The following is a 22394-nucleotide window of genomic DNA, read 5'->3' as shown; positions in this document are numbered from 1 at the left end:
GAGCTGTCCGAGGAGCAGAAGCTGACCGTGAGTCGCGCCCGCAAGGCGCAGCAGTTCTTCGGCCAGTGCTTCCATGTGGCAACGCAGTTCACCGGCCTTCCCGGCAAGTACGTGAAGCTGGAGGACACCATCCGCTCCTTCGCCGCCATCCTGGACGGCGAGTGCGACGAGATCCCCGAGCAGTGCTTCCGCCTGAAAGGCTCCATCGAGGACGTGTACGCGGCGTACGAAGAGATGAAGAAGGAAGCCTAGCATGGCCGGATTCATGTGCGACATCGTGACGCCGGAGGCCTTGCTCGCATCCACCGAGGTGGAGATGGCCGTCGTGCCCGGCGTCGAGGGCGAGATGGGCTTTCTGCGCGGCCATGCGCCGCTCGTGTCCGTGCTTGCCGACGGCATGGCCCGGCTGACCTTGGCGGACACCAAGGAGGTCGCGCGCTATGTGCTGCAGGGCGGCTACGTGGAGGTGGGAGGCGACAAGGTGATCGTGCTCGCCGACCGCGCGCTTCCGGTGTCCGACGTTGACGCTGCCGCGGTGCGCGACGAGCTTGCGGGCATCGAGGCCGACCTCGCGAGCATGGCCGAGGAGGAGATCGCCAGGACGACTTTGCGCGCCGACAAGGCATGGTGCGAGGTGCGTCTCAAGGCCGTCCAGGCCGCGTAGCGACAAGAAGGCGGCGCTGCGGGCCGCTTGGCAACGCGGGCGGTTCGCTTCTCGCCTCAGGGCGCAACCAAGCCCCCGACCCTTTCGGGCCGGGGGCTTTTCCGTGTCGAAAGGCGTTGGGGGGCGCTCCGAGCATGCAGGGCGCGACGGCCGGAGCGCCGGCTGGGGTGGGCCGGGCGCCTTTCCGGCTCGCTGTCTTTTTTAAAACACAGTTTGTTCGATAGGGGCGGGCCGCGGATGCTGGTATCATGTCTTGGACACAACCGCGCGCATCACGGATGGATTCGAGGCACAAGATATGGCATTCGTTCACCTGCACAATCACACCGAGTACTCCCTGCTTGACGGCGCCACCCATGTGAAGGACATGGTGCGCCGAGCCGCCGAGCTGGGCATGCCGGCCGTGGCCATCACCGATCACGGCGTCATGTCCGGCGTGCCGGAGCTCTCCGACGCGTGCGACGCGGTGGAGCAGGAGACGGGCGTGCGCGTCAAGCCCATCTACGGCTGCGAGGTGTACTTCACCACCGACGAGGATCTGCGCACCGACGTCAAGCCGAAGCTCTACCACCTGCTTTTGCTGGCCAAGACCAACGAGGGCTACCACAACCTGGTGAAGCTGGTGAGCGAGTCGCACGTCGACAACTTCTACTACAAGCCGCGCACCACCTTCAGCATGCTGCAGAAGTACGGCCGGGGCATCATCGGGTCGTCCGCCTGCATCGCCGGCATCATCCCGAAGCTTCTGGACAACGGCCAGTTCGACGACGCCGTGGAATGGGCGCGCAAGTTCGCGAGCTGCTTCGACCCGGGCGACTTCTACATAGAGCTGCAGAACCAGGGCATCATGACCGACGCCGGCTTCACGCAGACCCAGCTCAACCACCAGCTGACCGAGGTGGCGCGGGCGGCCGGCCTCAAAACCATCGCCACGAACGACTTCCACTACCTCACGCGCGAGGACGCGCGCGCCCAGGACATCATGTTGTGCATCGGCACGGGCGCGGCCATCAACGACGCCAACCGCATGCGCTTCGAGAACGACCAGTTCTACATGAAGACCGAGGAGGAGATGCGCGAAGCGCTCAAGGACTTCCCCGAGGCGTGCGACACCACGGTCGAGGTGGCCGAAAAGGTGAACGTCGTGCTGGAGCGCGACTCCATCCTGCCGCGCTTTCCCCTTCCCGAGGGTGAGACGGAGGAGAGTTGGTTCCGCAAGCGCGTTCAGGAGGGCCTGGAGAAGCGCTACGGCACCCCTGTGCCGGCCGAGGCCCAGGAGCGCGCCGACTACGAGATGAGCGTCATCATCCAGCAGGGCTTCCCGGCCTACTTCCTCATCGTGCAGGAGTACATCGAGTGGGCGCGCAGCCAGGGCATCGGCGTGGGGCCGGGCCGCGGATCGGCCGCAGGCGCCATCGTGGCCTACGCCATGGGCATCACCGCGCTCGATCCGCTTTCGAACGGTCTTCTGTTCGAGCGCTTCCTCTCTCCCGAGCGCGTGGAGATGCCCGATATCGACGTCGACTTCGAGCAGGGCCGCCGCGAAGAGGTGATCAACCACATCAAGGACGTGTACGGCGAGGACCACGTGTCCCAGGTCATCACGTTCGGCACCCTGCAGGCCAAAAACGCCGTGCGCGACGCCGCGCGCGTGCTGGACTACCCCTACAGCACCGGCGACCGCATCTGCAAGATGATCGGCGACGAGCTGGGCATCACCATCGACAAGGCGCTTGACACCAACCCCGACCTCAAGAAGGCCTACGACACCGAGGAGGACGTGAAGGCCGTCATCGACGCCGCCAAGTCCATCGAGGGCCACGTGCGCGGCGAGGGCGTGCACGCGTGCGCCACCATCATCTGCCGCGACCCCATGAGCGACCACGTGCCCATGAAGCGCGACACCAAAGGCGGCGGCATCATCACCCAGTACGACGGCCACTACACGCCCGACCTGGGCCTGCTCAAGATGGACTTCCTTGGGCTTCGCACGCTCGACGTGCTGACCATGGCGTGCCGCAACGTGGAGCAGCGCTACGGCATCTCGGTGGTGCCCGAGGAGATACCCATCGACGACGAGGGCGCGTTCGCGCTCATGCGCTCCGGCAACATGGACGGCCTGTTCCAGGTGGAGGGCGCGCTGTACGTGAGCCTGTTCGCGCGGCTGCCACCGCATCGCTTCTCCGACATCGTCGCCTCCATCGCGCTCAACCGCCCGGGCCCGCTCGAGTCCGGCATGGTGGACGACTACGTGAAGGTGGCCAGCGGCAAGACGCAGATCCACTACTACGACGAGCGCCTGCGCCCCATCCTGGAGGAGACGTACGGCACCATGGTCTACCAGGAGCAGATCATGCAGATCTCCATGGCCATGAGCGGCTTTTCCGCCGGCAAGGCCGACAAGCTGCGCAAGGCCATGGGCAAGAAGAAGCTCGACGTCATGCGCGCGCTGCAGGAGGATTGGAACACCGGCGCGGTGGAGAACGGCTATCCGCTTGAGATCGCCAAGCAGATCTGGGAGGACGCGGAGAAGTTCGCGAAGTACGCGTTCAACAAGTCGCACTCCGCGGCGTACGCCATCCTGGTCATGCGCACCGCCTACCTGAAGGCGCACTACCCCAACGAGTTCATGGCGGCGGTGCTCTCCAGCTACATGGGCAACACCGACCGCCTGATCCGCTACATCGCCAGCTGCAACCATAACGGCACGCCCGTGCTGCCCCCCGACATCAACTCGTCGAACGCCGAGTTCACGCCGGTGGACGAGGGTGTGCGCTTCGGGCTGGTGGGCGTGCGCGGCGTGGGCAAGAACGTTGCGGACGAGATCATCGCGGAGCGCGAGAAGAACGGCCCCTACACGTCCCTGCACGACTTCGTGAACCGCTTGGACACGAGGTGCTACAACCGCAAGACGCTCGAAGCGCTCATCAAGGGCGGGGCGTTCGACTCGACGGGTTACACGCGCAAGCAGCTCATGCACTTCATCGAGGAGACGCCGCTTCTGGAGAGCGCCTCCAAGCGCCAGAAGGACCGCGAGCGCGGGCAGGTGTCGATGTTCGACCTGTTCGGCGACGATCCTGACTCGGGCTTCGAAGAGGAGGTCCCGGCTCCGGACGGGGTGGAGTGGCCCAAGCGGCAGCTGCTCGCGTTCGAGAAGGAGATCATGAAGATCTACGTTTCGGACCACCCGCTGCGCCCGTACGAGAACTACATCGCGCGCATGACGAAGTACCAGATAGGGGATTTGGCCGAGCGCACGAAGGAGATCAAGTCCGCCACGTTCGTGGGCATGGTGTCCAACGTGGTGACCAAGCTCACGAAGCGCGGCACGAAGATGGCCACGTTCACGCTCGAGGACACGACGGGGCACATCGAGGCCATCTGCTTCAAGTACGACGAGAACGCCGAGGCCATCCAAGAAGACGCCATCGTGAAGGTGAAGGGCAAGTTCGAACACAACGACCGCGGCAACCAGATCATGGCGTTCGAGATGGAGGCCATCGAGCTCAACGAGGAGGACGCCCGTCCCGTGCGCCTTGAGCTGCGCGTGCCCATGGCCGACTTCGACCAGGCGAAGTCGCTGCGCCTGAACCGCATCCTGAAGTCCTATCCGGGCCGCGACGGCGTGGTGCTGTTCGTCCAGCAAAACGACGGCCACAAGTTCCGCGCGGAGCTGCCCGTGACCGTGGACTCGGCGAGCACCATCATGAAGTCCGAGCTGCAGGAGCTGTTCGGATACCAGGTGTGGAAGGCGTCGTAGGGCCGCGCCGCCCGCGAGGCGGCGGAGCGCCTTGGCGCTGCGGGGTGTCCGGCGCTGCATAGCGTCAGGGCGCCCCAATCAACGGTTCGGCAGCGCTTCGGGGGTTCGGCCTTGCGGCCGGATCTCGTTCGTCTATCATATCGGCTTATGAATACGCAAACTTCGCAACAGAGCATCGCGGCCGCGTCGGCGGCCCGCGAACCGCGCGACCTCACGCTCGCGCTCACGCTGTCCTACAACGGGGCTCCGTTCTCCGGCTTCGCCCGGCAGCCGGGCCAGCTGACCGTCCAGGGCAATTTGGAGGAGGCGCTGCGCCTGTTGTTCAGGCGCGACGTGGAGACGACGTGCGCGGGACGCACCGACGCCGGCGTGCATGCGCTCGGCCAGGTGGTGAGCTTCGATGCGGACGACGCCGATCTGGGGGGACGGTCGCTGCCCTCCCTGCGGCGCTCGCTCAACGCGCTCACGCACGACGCCGTCACGGTGCGCGAGGTGGAGCCGAAGCGCCCCGGCTTCTCGGCACGGTTCGACGCCCAGGCGCGCGAGTACCACTATCATCTGTGCGTGGACAGCACGGCCCCCATCTTCATGAAGGACTTCTCGTGGTTCGTTCCCGGAGGGCTGGACGTGTCGGCCATGGAGGCCGGCGCGCGCCATCTGCTGGGCGAGCATGACTTCAAGAGCTTCTGCATGGCCGCATCCGCCGAAGGCAAGCCGACGCACCGCAACGTGCGGGAGATCTCGTTTCATCCCGAGACGGTGATGGGCGAGAGCATCCTGTCCGTCAAGGTGGTGGGCAACGCCTTTCTGCATTCGATGGTGCGCACTATCGTGGGCACGCTTGTGGAGGTGGGCCGCGGCCAGCGCGACGCTGACTGGGTGGCCGAGGTGCTCCAGGCGCGCGATCGCCGGGTGGCGGGGGAGAACGCCCCTGCCCAGGGGTTGGTGTTTTGGCGCGTCATCTACTGATCTGGTAGAATAGCCGCCGATGAGAACAAAGGCGGTGGACATACTGGGCGATGCGGTGGACCGGCGCGTCGAGCGCAAGGTGAGCCGGATAGTCGCAAGGCGCGAGGAGCGGGGGATCTCGTCGTGGCAGCGCGTGCTTGAGATAGGGTCGCTTCTGCGCGAAGGCGATGTGGACGAAAGCCGGCGCGAGGCCCTTGCCCAGGAGCTTCAGCAAGTCGCCCGGGAGAGCCTGGCCTTCTACGACAGGCTGGGCATCGACGGCGGCGGGTCCGCCCGCCGCGTCATGCCCTCCGGCATGGAGGTGCTGGAGGGAGGCTTGGCCGAGGCGGCGCTGAAGCGAAGCGCCAAGGCCGAAAAGGCCGATGCCGCCGAAGGTCCGGCTGCCGCCGAGGCCCCTTCCGATGCCGAGGCGCCGCCTGCGGCGCCCGAGCCTTCGGAGAGAAAGGACCGCCCAACCGCCCAAGCCGAGACGATAGAGGCGTTCCGCTCCGAGGAAAGCTGGGACGATCTGCTGGGATCGTTGGACGAGCCGGCGCAGGAGGAGGGCTGGGGCGCGCCGCGGGCAGAAGGGCCCTCGACCGGAGAGGGGTCCGGGTCCGGGCGCGCATGCGGGGAGGAGCCTTCAAGCGACGGCGAGGCTGCGGACGGCGGCGAGGACGCGGACGAGAAGGCGGAAGCGGAGAGCGCGGACGGTCCTTCCGCGTCCGCTGCGGCGGCGTGCGAGGCCGAGGCTCCCGCGTCCCCGGAGGAGGGGCGGGAGGCGAGCCCGCGCGCCCGGTTCGCATGCTTCAAGCTTTTGTACGAGAGCCGCGACGGCTCTCTGTGCGTGTTCGAGGACGAGCGCGGGCATCTTGTGTCCGTTGACGCCTCGAAGCTGGTCTGATAGCGGAAAGGGGCCGCAACGGCCCCTTTCCTCGTCTCTACGCCGTCGGCGGCGCAGGCTTTTTGCGATCCTCGAAGTAGATCCGGTACCACATGAGGAACATGTAGACGATCCAGATCTTGCGCGAGCGGTCCGCTCCGGCGCGATGCTCGTCAAGCAGGCGAACCAGCTCGCCGGTGTTGAAGAACCTCTCCGCCGTCTGGCTTTCGAACTCCCGTTTCACCTGATCGTAGTAGCGATCCTGCCGCAGCCAGCTCACCACGGGCACGGGGAAGCCCAGCTTCTCCTTCTGCGCCCAGTCCTTGGGGATGGCGCGTTCGGCCGCCTCGCGCAGGGCGAGCTTCGTCTGCTCGTTGTCGGCCTTGAGGCGGGTGGGCACGGTGGCCGACACCTCGAACACGCGCTTGTCCAAAAACGGCACGCGACTTTCCAGCGAATGGGCCATCGACATCTTGTCCGTTTTGAGCAGGATGTCGCCCACCAGCCAGAAGAACAGATCGACGTACTGCATGCGCGTGGTGTCGTCAAGGCCCGCCACCTCGGCGTACGCGGGCGCGACAAGCTCCTGCGGCAAAGGAGGCCTTCCCGCGGCCTCCCCGCGCTTGCCCGCGCGCAGCCGCTCGCGCTCCTCGGGGCTGAACGCCACGCCGTTGGCGTTGGTGTAGTACCAGTCTTCAGGCGTCTCCGAGGCGCGCTCCAGGTAGTTCGCGCCGCGCACGCCCAGCGTCCGGGCCGCCTTCGACGCGGTGCGCAGAAGGCCCTTCGGCGCCCAGGCCAGCTTCTGGTTGGCGAAGGGCGTCTGGTAGATGCGGTAGCCGCCGAAGAACTCGTCGGCGCCCTCGCCGGACAGCACCGCCTTCACCTTGCGCGCGGCCAATTGGTCCACGAAGTACAGCGCCACGGCGCTGGGGTCGGCCGAGGGTTCATCCATGTGCCACTGCACAAGCGGCAGGCTCGCCCAGTACTCCTCCTCGGAGATGTGCTTGGAGTCGTTGTCTATGCCCAGCTCGTCGGCCAGCTCGCGCGCCCAGCTGATCTCGTCGCGCTCCCCTTCGTACTCGGAGAAGCCCACGGTGAACGTCTTGATGGAGGGGTTCTCCTTGGCCAGGCAGGCCGCCATGTAGCTGGAGTCGATGCCGCTCGACAGAAACGATCCCACCTCCACGTCGGCCACGTTGTGGTAGCGCACGCTCTCGCGCATGGCGGCGTCTATGGCCTCCACGGTGTCCTCGCGGCTGCGGCTCTCGTCGAAGTCGTAGGAGGGCCGCCAGTAGCGGTGCGCCTTGAGGGAGCCGTCCGCGCGCACGGTCAGGCTGTGCGCCGGCGGGAGCTTGAAGATGCCTTTGAAGAACGTCTCGTCAAGGGCGCTGAACTGGAAGCACAGGTACTGCTCGAGCGCGTCCTCGTTGAGCTTGCGCTCGTACGCGGGATGCTCCAGGATGCATTTGATCTCGGAGGCGAAGACGAACTGCGGGCCGTCTGCGGTGTCGGCCACCGTGTAGTAGAACGGCTTGATGCCGAAGAAGTCGCGCGCGCAGAACAGCTCCTGCTTCGGTTTGTCCCAGATGGCGAACGCGAACATGCCGCGCACCCTTTCCAGGAGGGCGGGCCCCCAGGCCAGGTAGGCGACGAGCAGCACCTCGGTGTCGGAGTGCGTTTCGAACTTCCAGCCCACATCGGCAAGCTCCGCGCGCAGGTCGCGGTAGTTGTAGATCTCGCCGTTGAACACGATGGCGTAGTTGCCCGTGGAATACGCGCCGGGCTTGGAGCCTTCGGCGGCGGGGGAGGTGACGGCCGCGCCGGGATCCGCCGTGGCGCGCACCATGGGCTGGTTGCCGCCCTTAAGGTCGATAAGCGACAGCCGTCGGTGCCCAAGCGCCACGCCGTCGGCGACGTAGCGCCCCTCGCCGTCGGGTCCGCGATGCGCCATCACGTCGCACATGGCCCGCAGGGTGGGCAGGTCGGCCTCGGTCGCCTTGGTGAACCCGCAGATTCCGCACATAGGTGGTGTCTCCTCGCCGTCGGGCCCGCTGCGGCCGTGCGGGCCGGCGCGGGCTTTCGTTGGAACGCGTCCCATGATAGAGGAAAGCGCGCCCCGCCCCAAGCGTTTCGACCAAGACCGCAGATTTCGAAGAGCGCGTGAAATCACCAAATGTGACTACCGTGAAAAGCAGGGGGTGAAAACCGATCTTTTCGTATCTTGACGAAATTGCCGCTTTGGAACAAAGGCCCTTGTGTAATATAGTGAAACCATATGTTTGAAACAGTGTGTCTTCAGGCACGCATTCGAGCGTATGCGCAAAAGACAAATGGGAAGGTGGCGAGCATGCGATTGAAGGGCAAAGCAACAGCTGTGCTTCTAAGCGTGGTTCTAACGTGCACAATGTTCGGGATTCCGGCTCACGCCGCCTCTCCCGAGGAGTTTTCCTCGGATGCCGATTCCTCATCGTCTAAAACTACGGTCGAATCAGGCGACGCCGACGAAGCTGTGTCGCAAGAGTCCGATTTAACTGATTCGGCGTCCTCTCCGACCTATTCCGAATCGAAAGCGGTGGGAGAGGACGCCGAATGTCAAAACGGTCTTCCCGAAGCGACGGGTCAGCTTGGAGACGTTGTGCAGGTTGCGGTGGAAAACGCCATCGGGTTCGTGTACATTGACGAATCCGTTGTCTCCGTTGGACAGGAGCAGAACATAGCCATCGTGCTGTCGGACGAGGCGGCAGCGATCAATGGCGCTCAACTGCGTTTGGAGGGTGTTGGCGACGGGCGATCCATGACGGTGGACGCTTCCCAGCTTGCGGGCGACGCGATGCTTTTCACGGTTGCATTCAACGATGAGAGTGATGCGGCGGCTTATCGGCTCTCGTGGGTTCGCTACGAGGTGGGAGGCGTCGCTTACCAGGTAGATCTGTCGGAAGCCAACAACGACGAGTCCCAATACGCGTTCGATGTAGTGACCCGGTCTGTCGGCAAAGCCCTGAAAGGGTCAAGTGGTGAAGGGGGAATCGGCGGCATTTCGGCGTTCACTGTGCAAGACGACGGGAGCCTTGTTGCTGCAGAAAGCGTGGAAGAAGCAATCGCGAACGCTGACGAAGAGGGTGCCCAGGATCTTTCAGAGGGTGATTCGGTAGTCGATCAAGAGATGCTCGAGAATGGTGTCACGGGCGAGGAAGGGGCGGAGTCTGACGAGAGGGAGGGTGCTGATGCCCTCGTTGGAAGCCTGTTGGGAGCGCAGGAGGCGTGGGCTGCAGCCACCAATGCACGCGAAGATTACTTGATTGTAGCTATAGATCCGGGACACGGTGGCTACGACGGCGGTGCGGCAGCGTACGGCTTGACTGAGAAGAACCTCACTTTGTCAATTGCGCGTGCCTGCTATGACAAATTGAGCACCTACACAGGTGTGACTCCGTATCTGACTCGCTCGGGCGACGAGTACGTGGGTCTCCAACAGCGTGTTGATCGGGCCGTTGCCATGTGTGCCGATGTGTTTGTGAGCATCCACATCAATGCTGGCGGAGGAACGGGCGCTGAGGTGTGGGCGCCAAACGACAGCAGCTACAACTACTACACGCATACCGAAGGATCCGACTTGGGCAACAAGATACTCTCGAAGTTGGCCAGTCTAGGGTTGGCGAATCGCGGAGTGAAGTTCCGCGATTCCGAGCGCGTGAACGGATCGGGTCCTTACTATTATCCCGATGGAAGTATCCAGGATTACTACACCATCATCGAGGCTAGCCGTGAGGCCGGCATGCCGGGCATTATTGTGGAGCATGCGTTTATCGACAACGCAAGCGACGCATCCAAGTTGTCGAACGGCGCGTTCCTCAAGCAACTCGGGGAGGCCGACGCTTCCGGAATCGTGCAAAAGTACGGCTTGGTGACAAGGGACGCGGCAAAGGCCCAGTCGCTCGTCGAGGCAAAGGGCCATACCTCCGACATCGGTTGGCTCACTGAGGTGTACGACCGCAAGGTCATCGGTACGACCGGCAAGAACAAGGGCCTCGAAGCATTCAGCGCTAAACTAACTAATGCGGCGGCCTCGGTGGGCGGGATTCAGTACCGTTCGTACGTGGGAAGTGCCTGGCAGGGTTGGCAGAGCAACGGATCCACGTCTGGTACGACGGGGAAAGGCACGTCCATCCAGGCTGTGCAGATGAAGTTGACCGGCACGGCGGCTCAGAAATACGACGTGTACTATCGTGTGCATGTTGCTAACATCGGTTGGCTCGGTTGGGCCAAGAACGGTGCGTCTGCGGGCAGCACGGGCTTCAATTACAATGCCGAGGCTGTGGAAATCGCCATCGTGTCAAAAGGGGTGGCGGCTCCTGGGAGCACGGCTACCCCCTACAAAGTGCCCACGACGTCCGTGTCCTATCAGGCGCATGTTGCTAACGTTGGCTGGCAGAACGCCGTTTCGGCGGGTTCGACCGCTGGTACGACGGGCCGTAACCTTTCCATAGAAGCGCTCAAGATTCAGTTGGCCACGCCCCAGTACTCGGGTTCCATCCAGTACAACGTCCACTGTTCTGACATTGGCTGGCAAGGATGGAAATCGAACGGGGCCGTGGGAGGCACGACTGGGCAGGTCCGTCAAACAGAAGCCATCCAAATCAAACTGACGGGGGAAGTTGCCAACCAATATGACGTGTATTATCGGGTTCACTCAGCCGAGTTCGGCTGGCTGGGGTGGGCTAAGAATGGAGAGACTGCAGGAACTGAGGGCTATGGCTATTCGATGCAGGCCATTCAGGTTAAGCTTGTGAAAAGTGGGGGGGCAGCTCCGGGATCGACGGCAAACCACAGCTACAAAGCGCTGGTCAAGTATCGTTCGCACGTAGCCAATGTCGGGTGGCAGGGACACGCCTACAACGGTGCTACATCCGGTACGACAGGGCGCGGTCTTGCGGTTGAGGCTCTGCAGATTGAGCTGCGCAACCAAACGTCCCCCGGTTCCGTGCAGTACCGTACCCACTGCGCAGATATCGGCTGGCAGGGGTGGCGCACGGGGCCGACCGTAGCGGGCACGACCGGGCAGGCCCGTCAGACAGAAGCCGTTCAGATCAAGCTCACCGGCGCCATGGCGAACGGCTACGACGTGTACTACCGGGTTCATTCAGCCGAGTTCGGCTGGCTGGGGTGGGCCAAGAACGGAGCGTCAGCCGGTACGGCAGGGTACGGGTACTCCTTGCAGGCCATCCAAGTTGTCTTAGTGCAGAAAGGCGGCTCCGCTCCGGGTTCGACTGCGAACGCCTTCCATGAGAAGAAGATATCTTCGTCTCGCATCATGGGAGCGTCCCAGGCGACGGCGGTTCAAATGGTTGCTTACTACAAGTCTGTTGGCAAGACATATCCTTCTTCGGCGTACTCTCTGAAAGGAGCTGCGAGTATCGAGACATTTTGCCAACTGGTGTGCGAGGAGGCAAACGCCGAGGGAGTTCGTGCTGAGGTGCTCTTCTGTCAGGCTATGAAGGAGACAGGCTGGCTTCAGTTCGGTGGATCGGTCAAGGCGAGCCAGTGCAACTTTGGAGGGATTGGGGCTACGTCATCGACGGCTGGTGGTGCAACATTCGAAGACGTGCGCACCGGTTTGCGCGCTCAGGTCCAGCACCTGAAGGCGTACGCATCGACGGAGCCATTGCGAAATACGTGCGTCGATCCTCGTTTTGACTATGTGACGCGTGGCGTCGCTCCTAATCTCGAGGATCTGAACGGGCGATGGGCAGTTCCGGGCACGAATTATGGACAAGACATCCTGGGCATGATCAATACGCTGCTTAAATACTAATAGATTAACGGCAGATTTTTCGTTGTCGCTTTGTCGGCCTCGCCTGCTTTCTGCGTTGTTGCGCTGAGTATGCGGGGGCGCTGGCTTTTCTGCATATTGTCTGATTTAGCGGTGGTTCGATGATCTGAGGATTACGAAAGAACCTGCAAGCGATCCAAGAGTGGCTGCTAGCATGATTGCGAAGTTGATTCCGTTCATGCCTACCTGAGGGATGAGGGCGTATGCGCTTGCAATGGAGGCAACCAGCGCAAATGCATTGCAGATAAGCATGACTCTCGTTCTTCTCAGGATAACCAAAACATCGTTCACATAAAAGAGTACGCCAATTGCTCCTGTGGCAATTAGGACAAAGGGGAAAAGATAGGTATGGGGGGCAATGCTTTCTCCGTAAACAATTTCCAGCAGGGCGCCGCCAAAAGGGCTGAGTACGGCAATCAGGGTCCCTACAACAAGCAGGATGAGCGACAGCACCTTGAGAAATTTTTTTCTGAATGTTGCAGCATGATCATGCTTCCATGAGCGGGAAAGCTCGCCGACCATGGGGCTGTACAGGTAATTTGCTGCAACTTGGACAAGAACGGCTGGCGTAGCGACGCTCGCGTAAATCCCGAGAGCTTCATCGCCGTGTGCAATGCCGAAATACTGGCGTACAACCGACACAATGGAATTTGCCAGGAGGCTTGCCACCATGGCAAGGAAGCATGCACGTGCAAGGGAATATGCTTTGGGTAGGGCGATGTGAGGTCGTACAGGACCGAACAGGTGCGCATGCCCGAGGTCGTATAAAAGCGTTACCAACATGCAGCATACCGTCATGCACACAAGGGCCATATGTAGGTTCCCTGTCAGAGCGAGGGGAATCGAAAAACCGCCGAGTGATACAATACCTCGGATGATTTGCGATTTCCCGATATAATCCATGCGCTCGTTTCGCTGCTCTATGCCATAGAGCACATCGGAGAAGCACTCATCCGCTTTGAATAGCAAGTAGAGAAGGGACGCGGAAAGATATGTTGAGTCGTTTGTCGCAAGAGTGAGATACATCAGGCAAAATACGGCTGCGGAAACGATGGTGATGATGCGAAATGCGATATAGTTTTGCCCTGAGTATTCGTTGTCCAGGTCAGACACCTGAAACGTGCGAATTTTGTATAGCGCAATCGAGGCGAAGATAATGCCCGTTGACATGCCGAATGCCAAGGCTCCTGAATTTGCGTATCCATCCGACAGGACTACGACTAAAACGGTTGTAAGCCATTGACACCCTAAATAGAAAAAACATCCGAAAGCGTTCCAGATCGTGTTTTTTCTCAGGGATAGAGGTTCTGTTCTGGAGTTTGGCATGCGTCGATTATACGATGAAGGCTATCTTGCTACAATCGACCGTACCATTTCAACACGTTAGAAAGGCTCGGCGCTTCTTCATGTACGTTTCTTCCGACCATACGTTTGCCGTGTGTGCGTATAAAGAAAGCCCTTATCTCTTCCAGTGTTTGGAATCCCTTGCAAATCAAGTTTCGAAATCTCGCATTATTGTGGCAACTGCTACGCCGAATGCCCACATAGAGAATGTCTGCAGCCGCTTTGGCGTCGAGTTGTACGTCAATGACAAAGAACCCGGCATTGCATCAGATTGGAATTTTGCGATGTCTCGCGCAGAGAGCGCGCTTGTGACCATAGCGCATCAAGATGACGTGTACGGTCCGGAGTACTCCTCACGCATGCTGAAGATGGTGAATTCCGCCGATGTTCCTCTCTTGTATTTCACCAATTATGGGGAAGTGCGGGGAGAGGGTCGAGTTGAAGAAAACGAGTTACTCAGGGTGAAGCGCGCCATGCTGAAGCCGTTGGAGGGTTCGCTGTTCCGTTCTTCCCGTTTCGTGCGTCGTCGCATTCTCTCAATGGGGTCGGCCATATGCTGTCCGTCAGTCACCATGGTGGTGCCCAATATTCCCATGCCGCTGTTTCGCGAGGGGCTGAAGAGCAATTTGGATTGGGAGGCTTGGGAACGCGTATCCAGGTTGCAAGGCTCGTTTCTGTATGATCCTTTGGTGCTCATGTATCACCGCATCCATGAAGGGTCGGAGACCACGGCGTTGATCAAGGACAACACGCGGACGGAAGAAGATCTGTTCATGTTTGAAAAGTTCTGGCCGCGTCCTGTTGCCCGTATGCTGGGAAAGGCATACTTCTCTAGTCAGAGGAGTAATGGATAGGTTCTCGGATTTGGGTAAGTGGCTTTTGACTGTGCAATAATGTAATCTGCGTTGAATTGTGCAGACGGATGGTCGAAGGAGACCTGCGTAATGAAAGGCATCATCCTCGCGGGGGGCAGCGGCACCCGACTCTACCCGCTCACCACTGTGACCAGCAAGCAGCTGCTGCCGGTCTACGACAAGCCCATGATCTACTACCCGCTGTCGGTCCTCATGATGGCGGGCATACGCGACGTCCTTGTCGTTAGCACGCCCGCCGACCTCCCCAATTTCGAGCGGCTGCTCGGTGACGGGTCGCAGTTCGGGGTGTCGCTGTCCTATGCGGAGCAGCCCTCGCCGGACGGACTCGCCCAGGCGTTCCTTATCGGGGAGGAGTTCATCGCCGGCGAGGCCTGTGCGCTCGTGCTCGGCGACAACATCTTCTACGGCAACGGTCTTTCACGTCACCTGCGCGCTGCTGTCGAGCGGGCCGAGGGGGGCGGCGCCACCGTGTTTGGCTACCACGTGGACGATCCCGAGCGCTTTGGCGTGGTCGAGTTCGACGAGCATTTCAACGCCGTGTCCATAGAGGAGAAGCCTGAGCGTCCCAAGAGCAACTATGCGGTGACGGGCCTGTACTTCTACGACTCGCGCGTGTGCGAGCTTGCCAAGCGGGTTGTGCCCAGCGCGCGCGGCGAGCTGGAGATCACCGATCTTAACCGAATGTATCTCGAGGATGGCTCGCTCAGCGTCGTCACGCTTGGCCTCGGCTACGCATGGCTCGACACGGGGACCACGGAGAGTTTGTTCGAGGCATCCGAGTTCGTGCGCGCCGTCGAGCGCAGCCAGGGGCTTTCGGTGTCGGTCTTGGAGGAGATCGCCTTTCGCAACGGTTGGATTGGCCTCGAGGCCCTCGTCGAGGCGACTGAGCGCTATGGCAAGTCGGCTTACGGTCGGCATCTGAGGAAGGTCGCGGAGGGCAGGATAGCGCCGGGAGAGGAGCGCGGATGGCGATGAGGGTTCTGGTCACTGGCGCGAGAGGGCAACTCGGAACCGAGTTGAGGCGCTGTTTGGAGGCCATGGGGGCGGAGGTCGGTTCCGTCCCGGAGGAGTATCGCGGTGTCTGCGCAGACTTCGTAGACTTCGACGTGCTCGACGTGTCGGACGAGTGTGCCGTACGCGCTTGGTTCTCCGAGCACGGTCCCTACGACGTGGTGGTGAACTGTGCGGCCGCCACGAACGTGGACGGATGTGAGGCCGACGAGGCGAGGGCCCTGAGGGTGAACTCTCTCGGGGCGCGGAACCTGGCGGTCGCCGTCCAAGCGGGCGGTGGCAAGCTTGTGCACGTGTCCACCGACTACGTATTCTCCGGCGACGATCCCCGTCCGCGCCGCGAGGACGATCCTGCGTGCCCGGTGTCGGCGTACGGAAGGTCGAAATGGGCGGGAGAACTCTTGGCTCGCGATGCCTGCGAGCGGACGTTCGTGGTGCGCACGGCGTGGCTGTACGGGTACGTGGGGAGGAACTTCGTCAAGACCGTGCTGCGCCTCGCGCGCGAGCACGGGGTGGTGTCCGTGGTGGCCGACCAATACGGCAGCCCCACCTCCGCCAACGATCTGGCCTGCGCGATCTTGCGCCTCGCGCTCACGGAGGCCTACGGAACCTATCACTGCGTCAACGACGGTGTGTGCAGCTGGTTTGACTTCGCTTGCGCTGTAGTGGACCTGGCGGGTGTCGCTTGCGAGAGGGAGCCGCTCACGAGCGACCAGTACAGGGAGCGTTTCCCGGAAAGCGCCAGGCGTCCTGCTTTTTCCGCTTTGGACGCGGGCCGCTTGGAGGAGGTGCTTGGTGGCAAGATGCGCCCGTGGCGCGACGCCCTAGCCACCTACGTCGGAAACCTCGAGAAGTTGGGAGACTGACCATGCCCGATATAAGAAACATCGTAGTCACAGGGGGCTGCGGCTTCATCGGCAGCAACTTCGTGCGCTGGACGGCCGAGCACCGCCCGGGCGTGCGCATGACGGTGCTCGACAAGCTCACCTACGCGGGGAACCCCGCCAACGTCGAGGGCGTGCCCGGCGTCGAGCTCGTGGTGGGCGACGTCTGCGACGCGGCGCTCCTGTCGGAGGTGGTCCCAGGCCACGACGCCGTCGTCCACTTCGCGGCCGAGTCCCACAACGACAACTCCATCGCGGACCCGGAACCCTTCCTCAGGACCAACGTCGAGGGCACCTACCGCCTGCTCGAGGCGTGCAGGGAGCACGGCGCGAGGCTCCACCACGTCTCGACCGACGAGGTCTACGGGGACCTCGCGCTCGACGACCCGGCGCGCTTCACCGAGGAGACGCCCTACCGCCCGAGCAGCCCCTACAGCTCCACCAAGGCGGCCTCGGACATGCTCGTGCGCGCCTGGCACCGCACCTACGGGGTGCGGGCCACCATCTCCAACTGCTCGAACAACTACGGTCCCCGCCAGCACGTCGAGAAGTTCATCCCGCGCCAGATCACCAGCATCCTGCGGGGCGGGCGCCCCAGGCTCTACGGCGACGGGGCGAACGTGCGCGACTGGATCCACGTCGACGACCACTCGAGCGCGGTGTGGGCCGTCCTCGAGCGCGGGAGGGCGGGGGAGACCTACCTCGTGGGCGCCGACGGGGAGAGGAGCAACCTCGAGGTCCTGCGCGCGATCCTCGAGGTCATGGGCCGGCCGGGGGACGACTTCGACCGGGTGCGCGACCGCCCGGGCCACGACCGCCGCTACGCCATCGACGCCTCCAAGATACGCCGGGAGCTGGGCTGGCGCCCCGAGCGCACCGACTTCTCCGAGGGGCTGGCCCGGACCGTCGAGTGGTACCGGGCCAACGAGGCGTGGTGGTCGGCGGCCAAGGACGCCGCCGAGGCGCGCTACGCCGAGCAGGGGATGTAGGGGAGGAGTGGGCATGGCGGGAGGAGAAAGGGTGGTCTCGGGCAGCTTCGCGTTTACTCAAACCTCCATCGAGGGAGTGGTTGTGGTTGACGTGCAGCGCCACGGAGACGTGCGCGGGTGCTTCATGGAGACCTATAAGCGCCCTGACTTCGAGGCGGGCGGCATCGCGTGCGAGTTCGTACAGGACAACCAGTCCTTCTCCTCGAGGGGCGTACTGCGGGGCCTGCACTTCCAGGTCGCGCACCCTCAGGCCAAGCTCGTGCGCGTGGTGAGGGGGGAGGTCTTCGACGTGTGCGTGGATCTGCGTCCGGGCAGCCCTACCTACGGGAAGTGGGAGGGGGCGGTGCTCTCGGCGGACAACGGTAGGCAGCTGTTCGTGCCGCGGGGCTTCGCGCACGGCTTCCTCGTGCTTTCCGACGGGGCGGAGTTCTGCTACAAGTGCGACGACGTGTACCATCCCAACGACGAGGGCGGCCTGGCTTGGGACGATCCGGACGTCGGCATCGAGTGGCCCCCTCTTTCGGGGGACGCGGCGTTCGATCCGACGAAGGTCGTCTTGAGCGAGAAGGACAAGGGGCACCCGAGGTTGTCTGACCTGGCAAAAGCGTCCTCGGGATGCGCGTTTTAGAAAGGTTCCCATGTTCAGTCATTGCGAAAGTGCGGCGCCCAAGGTTCTCTTTTCTTCCCAGATGCGTTATGCTTGCGTACCGGTGGCGGAGAGCGGTGCTGTTTCTTTGCCAATTGGGTTTCCGCGCAATGAGAGGTTCTTGCGCTGGAGGTCGGACAAGCGAAATGTCGAGAACCGAGGGACGGGTTCGTGAGAACACTAGCCATTATACCTGCATATAATGAAGAGGAGAGCATTGTCGCCACTGTTGACGAGTTGATTGCTCGCGCTCCCGGCATCGACTATGTCGTAGTAAACGATGGGTCGTCGGATTCCACGCGTGCAGTGTGTGCGGAGCATGGCTTCAATATGATAGATCTTCCCGTGAACCTGGGTTTGACGGCAGGTTTTCAGACGGGAATGAAGTATGCTCTGAGGAGGGGTTACGATTGCGCCATCCAGTTTGATGCGGACGGGCAGCATGATCCTTCGTATATAGCCCCCATGGTGGAGAATATGGTTTCCACGGGAGCTGATATCGTAATAGGCTCGCGGTTTCTGACGGAAAAGAAGCATCTGTCGGCTCGTATGACCGGCTCTGCCCTTATCCAGTTCATGGTGAGATTGACGACGGGCAGGAAGCTGTCGGATCCGACGTCTGGCATGCGCCTGTATGGAAAAGGTATGATTGAGAGGTTTGCTCGAGAATCTGATTTCGGACCCGAGCCGGATACGGTTGCGTACCTCATCCGTCAAGGCGCAAAGGTTTCCGAAGTGCAGGTGTCCATGCGTGACCGTACGGCGGGAGAGAGCTACCTAAGTTTCACGAAATCGATATCGTACATGCTGCGCACTTGCATTTCCATTCTATTCGTGCAATGGTTTAGGTGATGACATGAATGTAGCTCTGCGCGTCTTTCTTCTTGCAGGGGCATTAGCTGTCCTTGCGTTGATCCTGCGAAAGCTCAAGAGGGCCGAGATACAGACTATAGACACGGTTTTCTGGTTCCTTTTTTCCGGCAGTTTTGTTCTTTTGGCCGCTTTTCCTCAGATCGCTTACTGGTTTTCTGGTTTGCTCGGATTTGAGGCGCCTTCGAACTTCGTATTCCTGTATGCGATTGCTGTTCTGATCATGCGCGAGTTCAGCATGACGGTCAAAGTGGCACGCATGAGACTGCGCCTGAATTCCCTCATTCAGGAAATGGCCTTGAGCGAGAAAGAGCAGAAAAATTAGCCCGACCAATCGTTCAAAGGCGCTTCGAGCGGGTTGTGGGTGCAACAGGGAAAGGTTTTGACAAGTGTGGCCTGAATTTTTCCAAGCAGTGGTGCTTGCTGTCGTTTTGTTGCTTGTCCCCGGATTTTTGATCATGCGCTCCGCAGGGTTTTCGCGGATTGCAAGCATGATCGCGGCACCTGCGCTGTCCCTCGCCTCGTACGGAGTTCTCGCCATCGTGTTGTCGGCGATCGGCATACCGTCTTCTCTCTTCTCGTTGCTTGGATGCTCGATTATCCTTGGACTTGTTGTTTGCGCGGTGAAGGAGCTTTTGCGCAGGCGCGGCATTGCGTCATGCGAAGAGGCGGCAAAGGCGTTTCCGAGTTTGCGATGGAGGACGCTTGTTCTGTACATCGGTTTTTCGGTTGCAGTGGGTCTGGTGTTTTACGTTCGCAGCCTAGACGGCACCGAGACCTTTGTGCAAGAGTACGACAACGCATGGCACTTGAACCTTATTGAAACGTTTGTGCAGACGGGCGACTATTCCTCATTGTATCCCAGCGTATACACGGATATTTCTCCGCTGGAAAGCGCCTCCTCGTTTTACCCGGCTGCGTGGCATGGCCTGTGCGCTATGGTAAGCGATACGTTGGGCGTTTCTGCAGCATTGACGGAAAGTGCTGTGAATTTCGCCTTTTCTTCTGTGGTGTTTCCTGCGGGTGTGTATGGCCTTATTGGATGTCTGTTCGGTCGAAAGAGTTCTGCCATTTATGCCGGAGTTATTGTGTCGGTGGCGTTTGCGGCGTTTCCGTGGCGACTGATTTTGTTCGGTCCCTTGTTTCCGAATCTGGCATCGCTTGCCTCCTTGCCTGCGGTCATGGCCCTGTTCGTGACATTTTGGGAAAAAGGTTGCACGGGAGGACGGCGGCGTGCGTTAGCGTTTCCGTTTTTGTGGGGTGTGTGCGGCCTGGCTTTGACGCAGCCGAATGCTGTGTTTACTGCTGTTGTGTTTCTCGCGCCGTACTGCGTGTTTCGTGCGTATGAAGAAGGGTGGCGTTTGCCAGGCGGAGCGGTGTCTGCGCGTGCTAAGAAGGCGGTTGCCGCAGTGGTGTGCGCGTTGGGGATTGTTGCAGTGTGGACGGCGCTGTACTACGCGCCTTTCATGCAGGTGACGGTTTCGTTTACGTGGGAAGCGCTGACATCGGTTCGTCAGGCGCTGGTCAATTCCGTTGTTTTCGCCTACGTGATGCCTCAGTCTCAACTTGCGCTTGGCTTTCTTGTTGTGTGCGGTGCGGCATACTCTTTCAAGAATCGGTCGTATCTGTGGATGACGATTTCGTTTGTTGCGGCGAGCGTCCTGTACGTATTCGATGCAGGCACCGAGGGCTTTTGGAAACATTTCTTTACAGGGTTTTGGTACACGGACCCGTATCGTGTGGCGGCAACGGCGGTTATTTGCGCTATCCCTTTAGCGTGTTTAGGGTTTCATGCTCTGATCAAAACAATGGTGCTTGTGGTGAATGCGGGAAGGGAGAGGAATCGCGATCTTCGGATTGGCGCGGCCCCATTGGTTGCAGGAATGATGACCTTTGCGGTATTGAACTACTATCCGAGTTATTCACTGCCCGGCTTGTTTGATGTTGATACTGCGTTCGGTAGTTTTGAGGCCGATGCAATACGTGCTTACAGTGAGGCGGAGGTAAATGTTCTCGACCATGACGAAGTCGAGTTTCTCAACGAGGTCGAGGAGGTTGTTCCCGAGGGGGCTCTTATCCTGAACCAACCTCATGATGGGAGTGTGTTTGCTTATGCGACGAACGGCCTGAACGTGTACTACCGAAGCTTCTGGGATAAGCTTGCGCGCGAGACGCAGGAAAGCAAGACCATACGCACAGATATCGACGATATTGCCGATAATGACAGAGTACGTCAGGCGGTGCATGACCTCGGTGCCGAGTATGTGTTGGTTCTGGATGTTGACGGTTACCGAGAAGAGAGGCGTTACTTGGCTTCCTACGATCGCGGTTTCTGGAAAGGCTTTTGCGGGATCAGCGACAGCACTCCTGGTTTGGAAGCGGTGCTCTCCGAAGGGGATATGCGTTTGTACAAAATAATCGCCTAGCAAGCAAAGTACCGCGCACGCACCCCTGTGCTTCTCTGGTATGCTAGTGAAGCTTTTAAGCAACTGAAAGGACGGTTCATGGAATCCCATTACGACTACCTGATCGTCGGCGCCGGCATCACGTCGGCCGTGTTCGCGCACGAGGCGAGGAAGGTGGGCAAAACCTGCCTGGTCATCGATCGTCGCAACCACATTGCCGGCAACATCCACACGGAGGAGACGGACGGCATCAACGTACACGTGTACGGCGCGCACATCTTCCATACCTCGCTGCGTCCGGTGTGGGAGTACGTGAACCGTTTCGCCGAGTTCAACAACTATGTGAACTCGCCGGTGGCGGTGTACAAAGACGAGCTGTACAACATGCCGTTCAACATGAACACGTTCTCGAAGATGTGGGGCATCCGCACGCCGGACGAGGCGCGCGCCATCATCGAGGAGCAGAAGGCCGCCTGCGCGGTGGACGAGCCGAAGAACCTTGAGGAGCAGGCGCTGTCGCTTGTGGGCCGCGACGTGTACGAGAAGCTGGTGAAGGGCTACACCGAGAAGCAGTGGGGCCGCGACTGCGCCGATCTGCCGGCTTCCATCATCAAGCGGCTGCCCGTGCGCTTCGTCTACGACAACAACTACTTCAACGATCGCTGGCAGGGCATTCCGATGGGCGGCTACACGGCCATGGTGGAGCGCATGCTGGGCGATACGGAGGTGCTGCTGGACACGGAGTACCGCGATTTCATCGCCGAGCATGCGGGCATTGCGGACCGCGTGGTCTACTGCGGCCCCATCGACGAGTACTTCGACTACCGGCTGGGGGCACTCGAGTATCGTAGCTTGCGCTTCGAGAGCGAGCGTGTGGAGAGCGAGAACTGGCAGGGCAACGCGGTGGTGAACTACACCGAGCGTGAGGTGCCCTACACGCGCATCATCGAGCACAAGCACTTCGAGTTCGGCACGCAGCCCGTCTCCATCATCACGCGCGAGTACCCGGCGTCGTGGGAGCCGGGGGACGAGCCGTACTATCCCATCAACGACGAGCGCAACGGCTCGCTGTACGCCGAGTACGCGAAGCTCGCCGAGCAAGAGGGCAACGTGGTGTTCGCCGGGCGTTTGGGCGGCTACAAGTACTACGATATGGACAAGGCCATCGACGCCGCGTTCGATCTGGTGCAGGCCGAGCTGGGGGTGGATCTGCGCGCGTAGGGCGGATGCCGGCGGCGGCCAGGGGGGGGGGGGTTGGGATTGGTTCACCCATCACCAAACGGCT

16 protein-coding genes and 1 pseudogene are annotated in these 22394 nt (G+C 61.1%); 15 read left to right on the top strand and 2 right to left on the bottom strand.

Translation table 11 applies throughout. The features are described 5' to 3' along the window. The 5 genes and pseudogenes from ACWKY3_RS12865 to ACWKY3_RS12845 form a co-directional block, all read left to right on the top strand. Positions 1 to 252 (top strand): annotated as a pseudogene (locus ACWKY3_RS12865) (F0F1 ATP synthase subunit beta); the annotation flags it as partial. Position 253: 1 nt separating this feature from the next. Further along, a complete protein-coding gene (gene atpC / locus ACWKY3_RS12860) occupies positions 254 to 664 on the top strand; it encodes an ATP synthase F1 subunit epsilon (RefSeq protein WP_449316793.1) in 411 nt (136 codons plus the stop codon). A gap of 298 nt (positions 665 to 962) precedes the next feature. Further along, complete coding sequence (dnaE, locus tag ACWKY3_RS12855) at positions 963 to 4424, top strand: DNA polymerase III subunit alpha (protein WP_449316792.1); 3462 nt, start codon at positions 963 to 965, stop codon at positions 4422 to 4424. A 147-nt stretch (positions 4425 to 4571) separates the two neighbouring features. Then, complete coding sequence (gene truA, locus ACWKY3_RS12850; protein ID WP_449316791.1) at positions 4572 to 5393, top strand: tRNA pseudouridine(38-40) synthase TruA; 822 nt, start codon at positions 4572 to 4574, stop codon at positions 5391 to 5393. Between the two features lie 19 nt (positions 5394 to 5412). After that, positions 5413 to 6276 (top strand): hypothetical protein, encoded by an 864-nt coding sequence (locus ACWKY3_RS12845; RefSeq protein ID WP_449316790.1) that lies wholly within the window; start codon positions 5413 to 5415, stop codon positions 6274 to 6276. A 37-nt stretch (positions 6277 to 6313) separates the two neighbouring features. Here ACWKY3_RS12845 and asnB read toward each other — a convergent pair whose 3' ends face one another. Continuing rightward, entirely contained in the window at positions 6314 to 8278 is a 1965-nt protein-coding gene (gene asnB, locus ACWKY3_RS12840; RefSeq protein ID WP_449316789.1) for an asparagine synthase (glutamine-hydrolyzing), read from the bottom strand. 324 nt (positions 8279 to 8602) lie between these two features. Here asnB and ACWKY3_RS12835 point away from each other — a divergent pair, with 324 nt between their 5' ends. After that, positions 8603 to 12067, top strand: a complete 3465-nt coding sequence (locus tag ACWKY3_RS12835) for an N-acetylmuramoyl-L-alanine amidase (RefSeq protein WP_449316788.1) — start codon at positions 8603 to 8605, stop codon at positions 12065 to 12067. 105 nt (positions 12068 to 12172) lie between these two features. Here ACWKY3_RS12835 and ACWKY3_RS12830 read toward each other — a convergent pair whose 3' ends face one another. Continuing rightward, on the bottom strand, positions 12173 to 13267 hold the full coding sequence (locus ACWKY3_RS12830) for a lipopolysaccharide biosynthesis protein (RefSeq protein ID WP_449316787.1): 1095 nt from the start codon (positions 13265 to 13267) through the stop codon (positions 12173 to 12175). A gap of 224 nt (positions 13268 to 13491) precedes the next feature. Between ACWKY3_RS12830 and ACWKY3_RS12825 the strand changes: the two genes are divergently transcribed. The 9 genes from ACWKY3_RS12825 (at position 13492) to glf (ending at position 22330) form a co-directional block, all read left to right on the top strand. Continuing rightward, positions 13492 to 14283, top strand: a complete 792-nt coding sequence (locus ACWKY3_RS12825) for a glycosyltransferase family 2 protein (RefSeq protein ID WP_449316786.1) — start codon at positions 13492 to 13494, stop codon at positions 14281 to 14283. Between the two features lie 90 nt (positions 14284 to 14373). Continuing rightward, positions 14374 to 15279, top strand: a complete 906-nt coding sequence (rfbA, locus tag ACWKY3_RS12820; protein ID WP_449316785.1) for a glucose-1-phosphate thymidylyltransferase RfbA — start codon at positions 14374 to 14376, stop codon at positions 15277 to 15279. Then, positions 15270 to 16181, top strand: coding sequence for a dTDP-4-dehydrorhamnose reductase (rfbD, locus tag ACWKY3_RS12815; RefSeq protein ID WP_449316784.1), 912 nt, complete (start codon positions 15270 to 15272; stop codon positions 16179 to 16181). Before rfbA ends, rfbD begins: the two co-directional genes overlap by 10 nt. Before the next feature lie 2 nt (positions 16182 to 16183). After that, positions 16184 to 17188, top strand: a complete 1005-nt coding sequence (gene rfbB / locus ACWKY3_RS12810) for a dTDP-glucose 4,6-dehydratase (protein ID WP_449316783.1) — start codon at positions 16184 to 16186, stop codon at positions 17186 to 17188. Positions 17189 to 17201: 13 nt separating this feature from the next. Next, positions 17202 to 17816 carry a dTDP-4-dehydrorhamnose 3,5-epimerase gene (rfbC, locus tag ACWKY3_RS12805; protein ID WP_449316782.1) on the top strand — a complete coding sequence of 205 codons (615 nt, stop codon included), beginning with the start codon at positions 17202 to 17204 and terminating at the stop codon, positions 17814 to 17816. A 189-nt stretch (positions 17817 to 18005) separates the two neighbouring features. Continuing rightward, entirely contained in the window at positions 18006 to 18686 is a 681-nt protein-coding gene (locus tag ACWKY3_RS12800) for a glycosyltransferase family 2 protein (protein ID WP_449316781.1), read from the top strand. Positions 18687 to 18690: 4 nt separating this feature from the next. Then, positions 18691 to 19029, top strand: coding sequence for a DUF2304 domain-containing protein (locus ACWKY3_RS12795; RefSeq protein WP_449316780.1), 339 nt, complete (start codon positions 18691 to 18693; stop codon positions 19027 to 19029). A 64-nt stretch (positions 19030 to 19093) separates the two neighbouring features. Further along, positions 19094 to 21130, top strand: coding sequence for a DUF6541 family protein (locus ACWKY3_RS12790; RefSeq protein WP_449316779.1), 2037 nt, complete (start codon positions 19094 to 19096; stop codon positions 21128 to 21130). A 78-nt stretch (positions 21131 to 21208) separates the two neighbouring features. Further along, entirely contained in the window at positions 21209 to 22330 is a 1122-nt protein-coding gene (gene glf / locus ACWKY3_RS12785) for a UDP-galactopyranose mutase (RefSeq protein ID WP_449316778.1), read from the top strand. Positions 22331 to 22394 lie beyond the last annotated feature (64 nt).

It is taken from the genome of Rubneribacter sp. (assembly GCF_965361815.1).
Note: the sequence above shows the minus strand (reverse complement) of the source record. Positions and strands in the feature narration are given on the sequence as shown.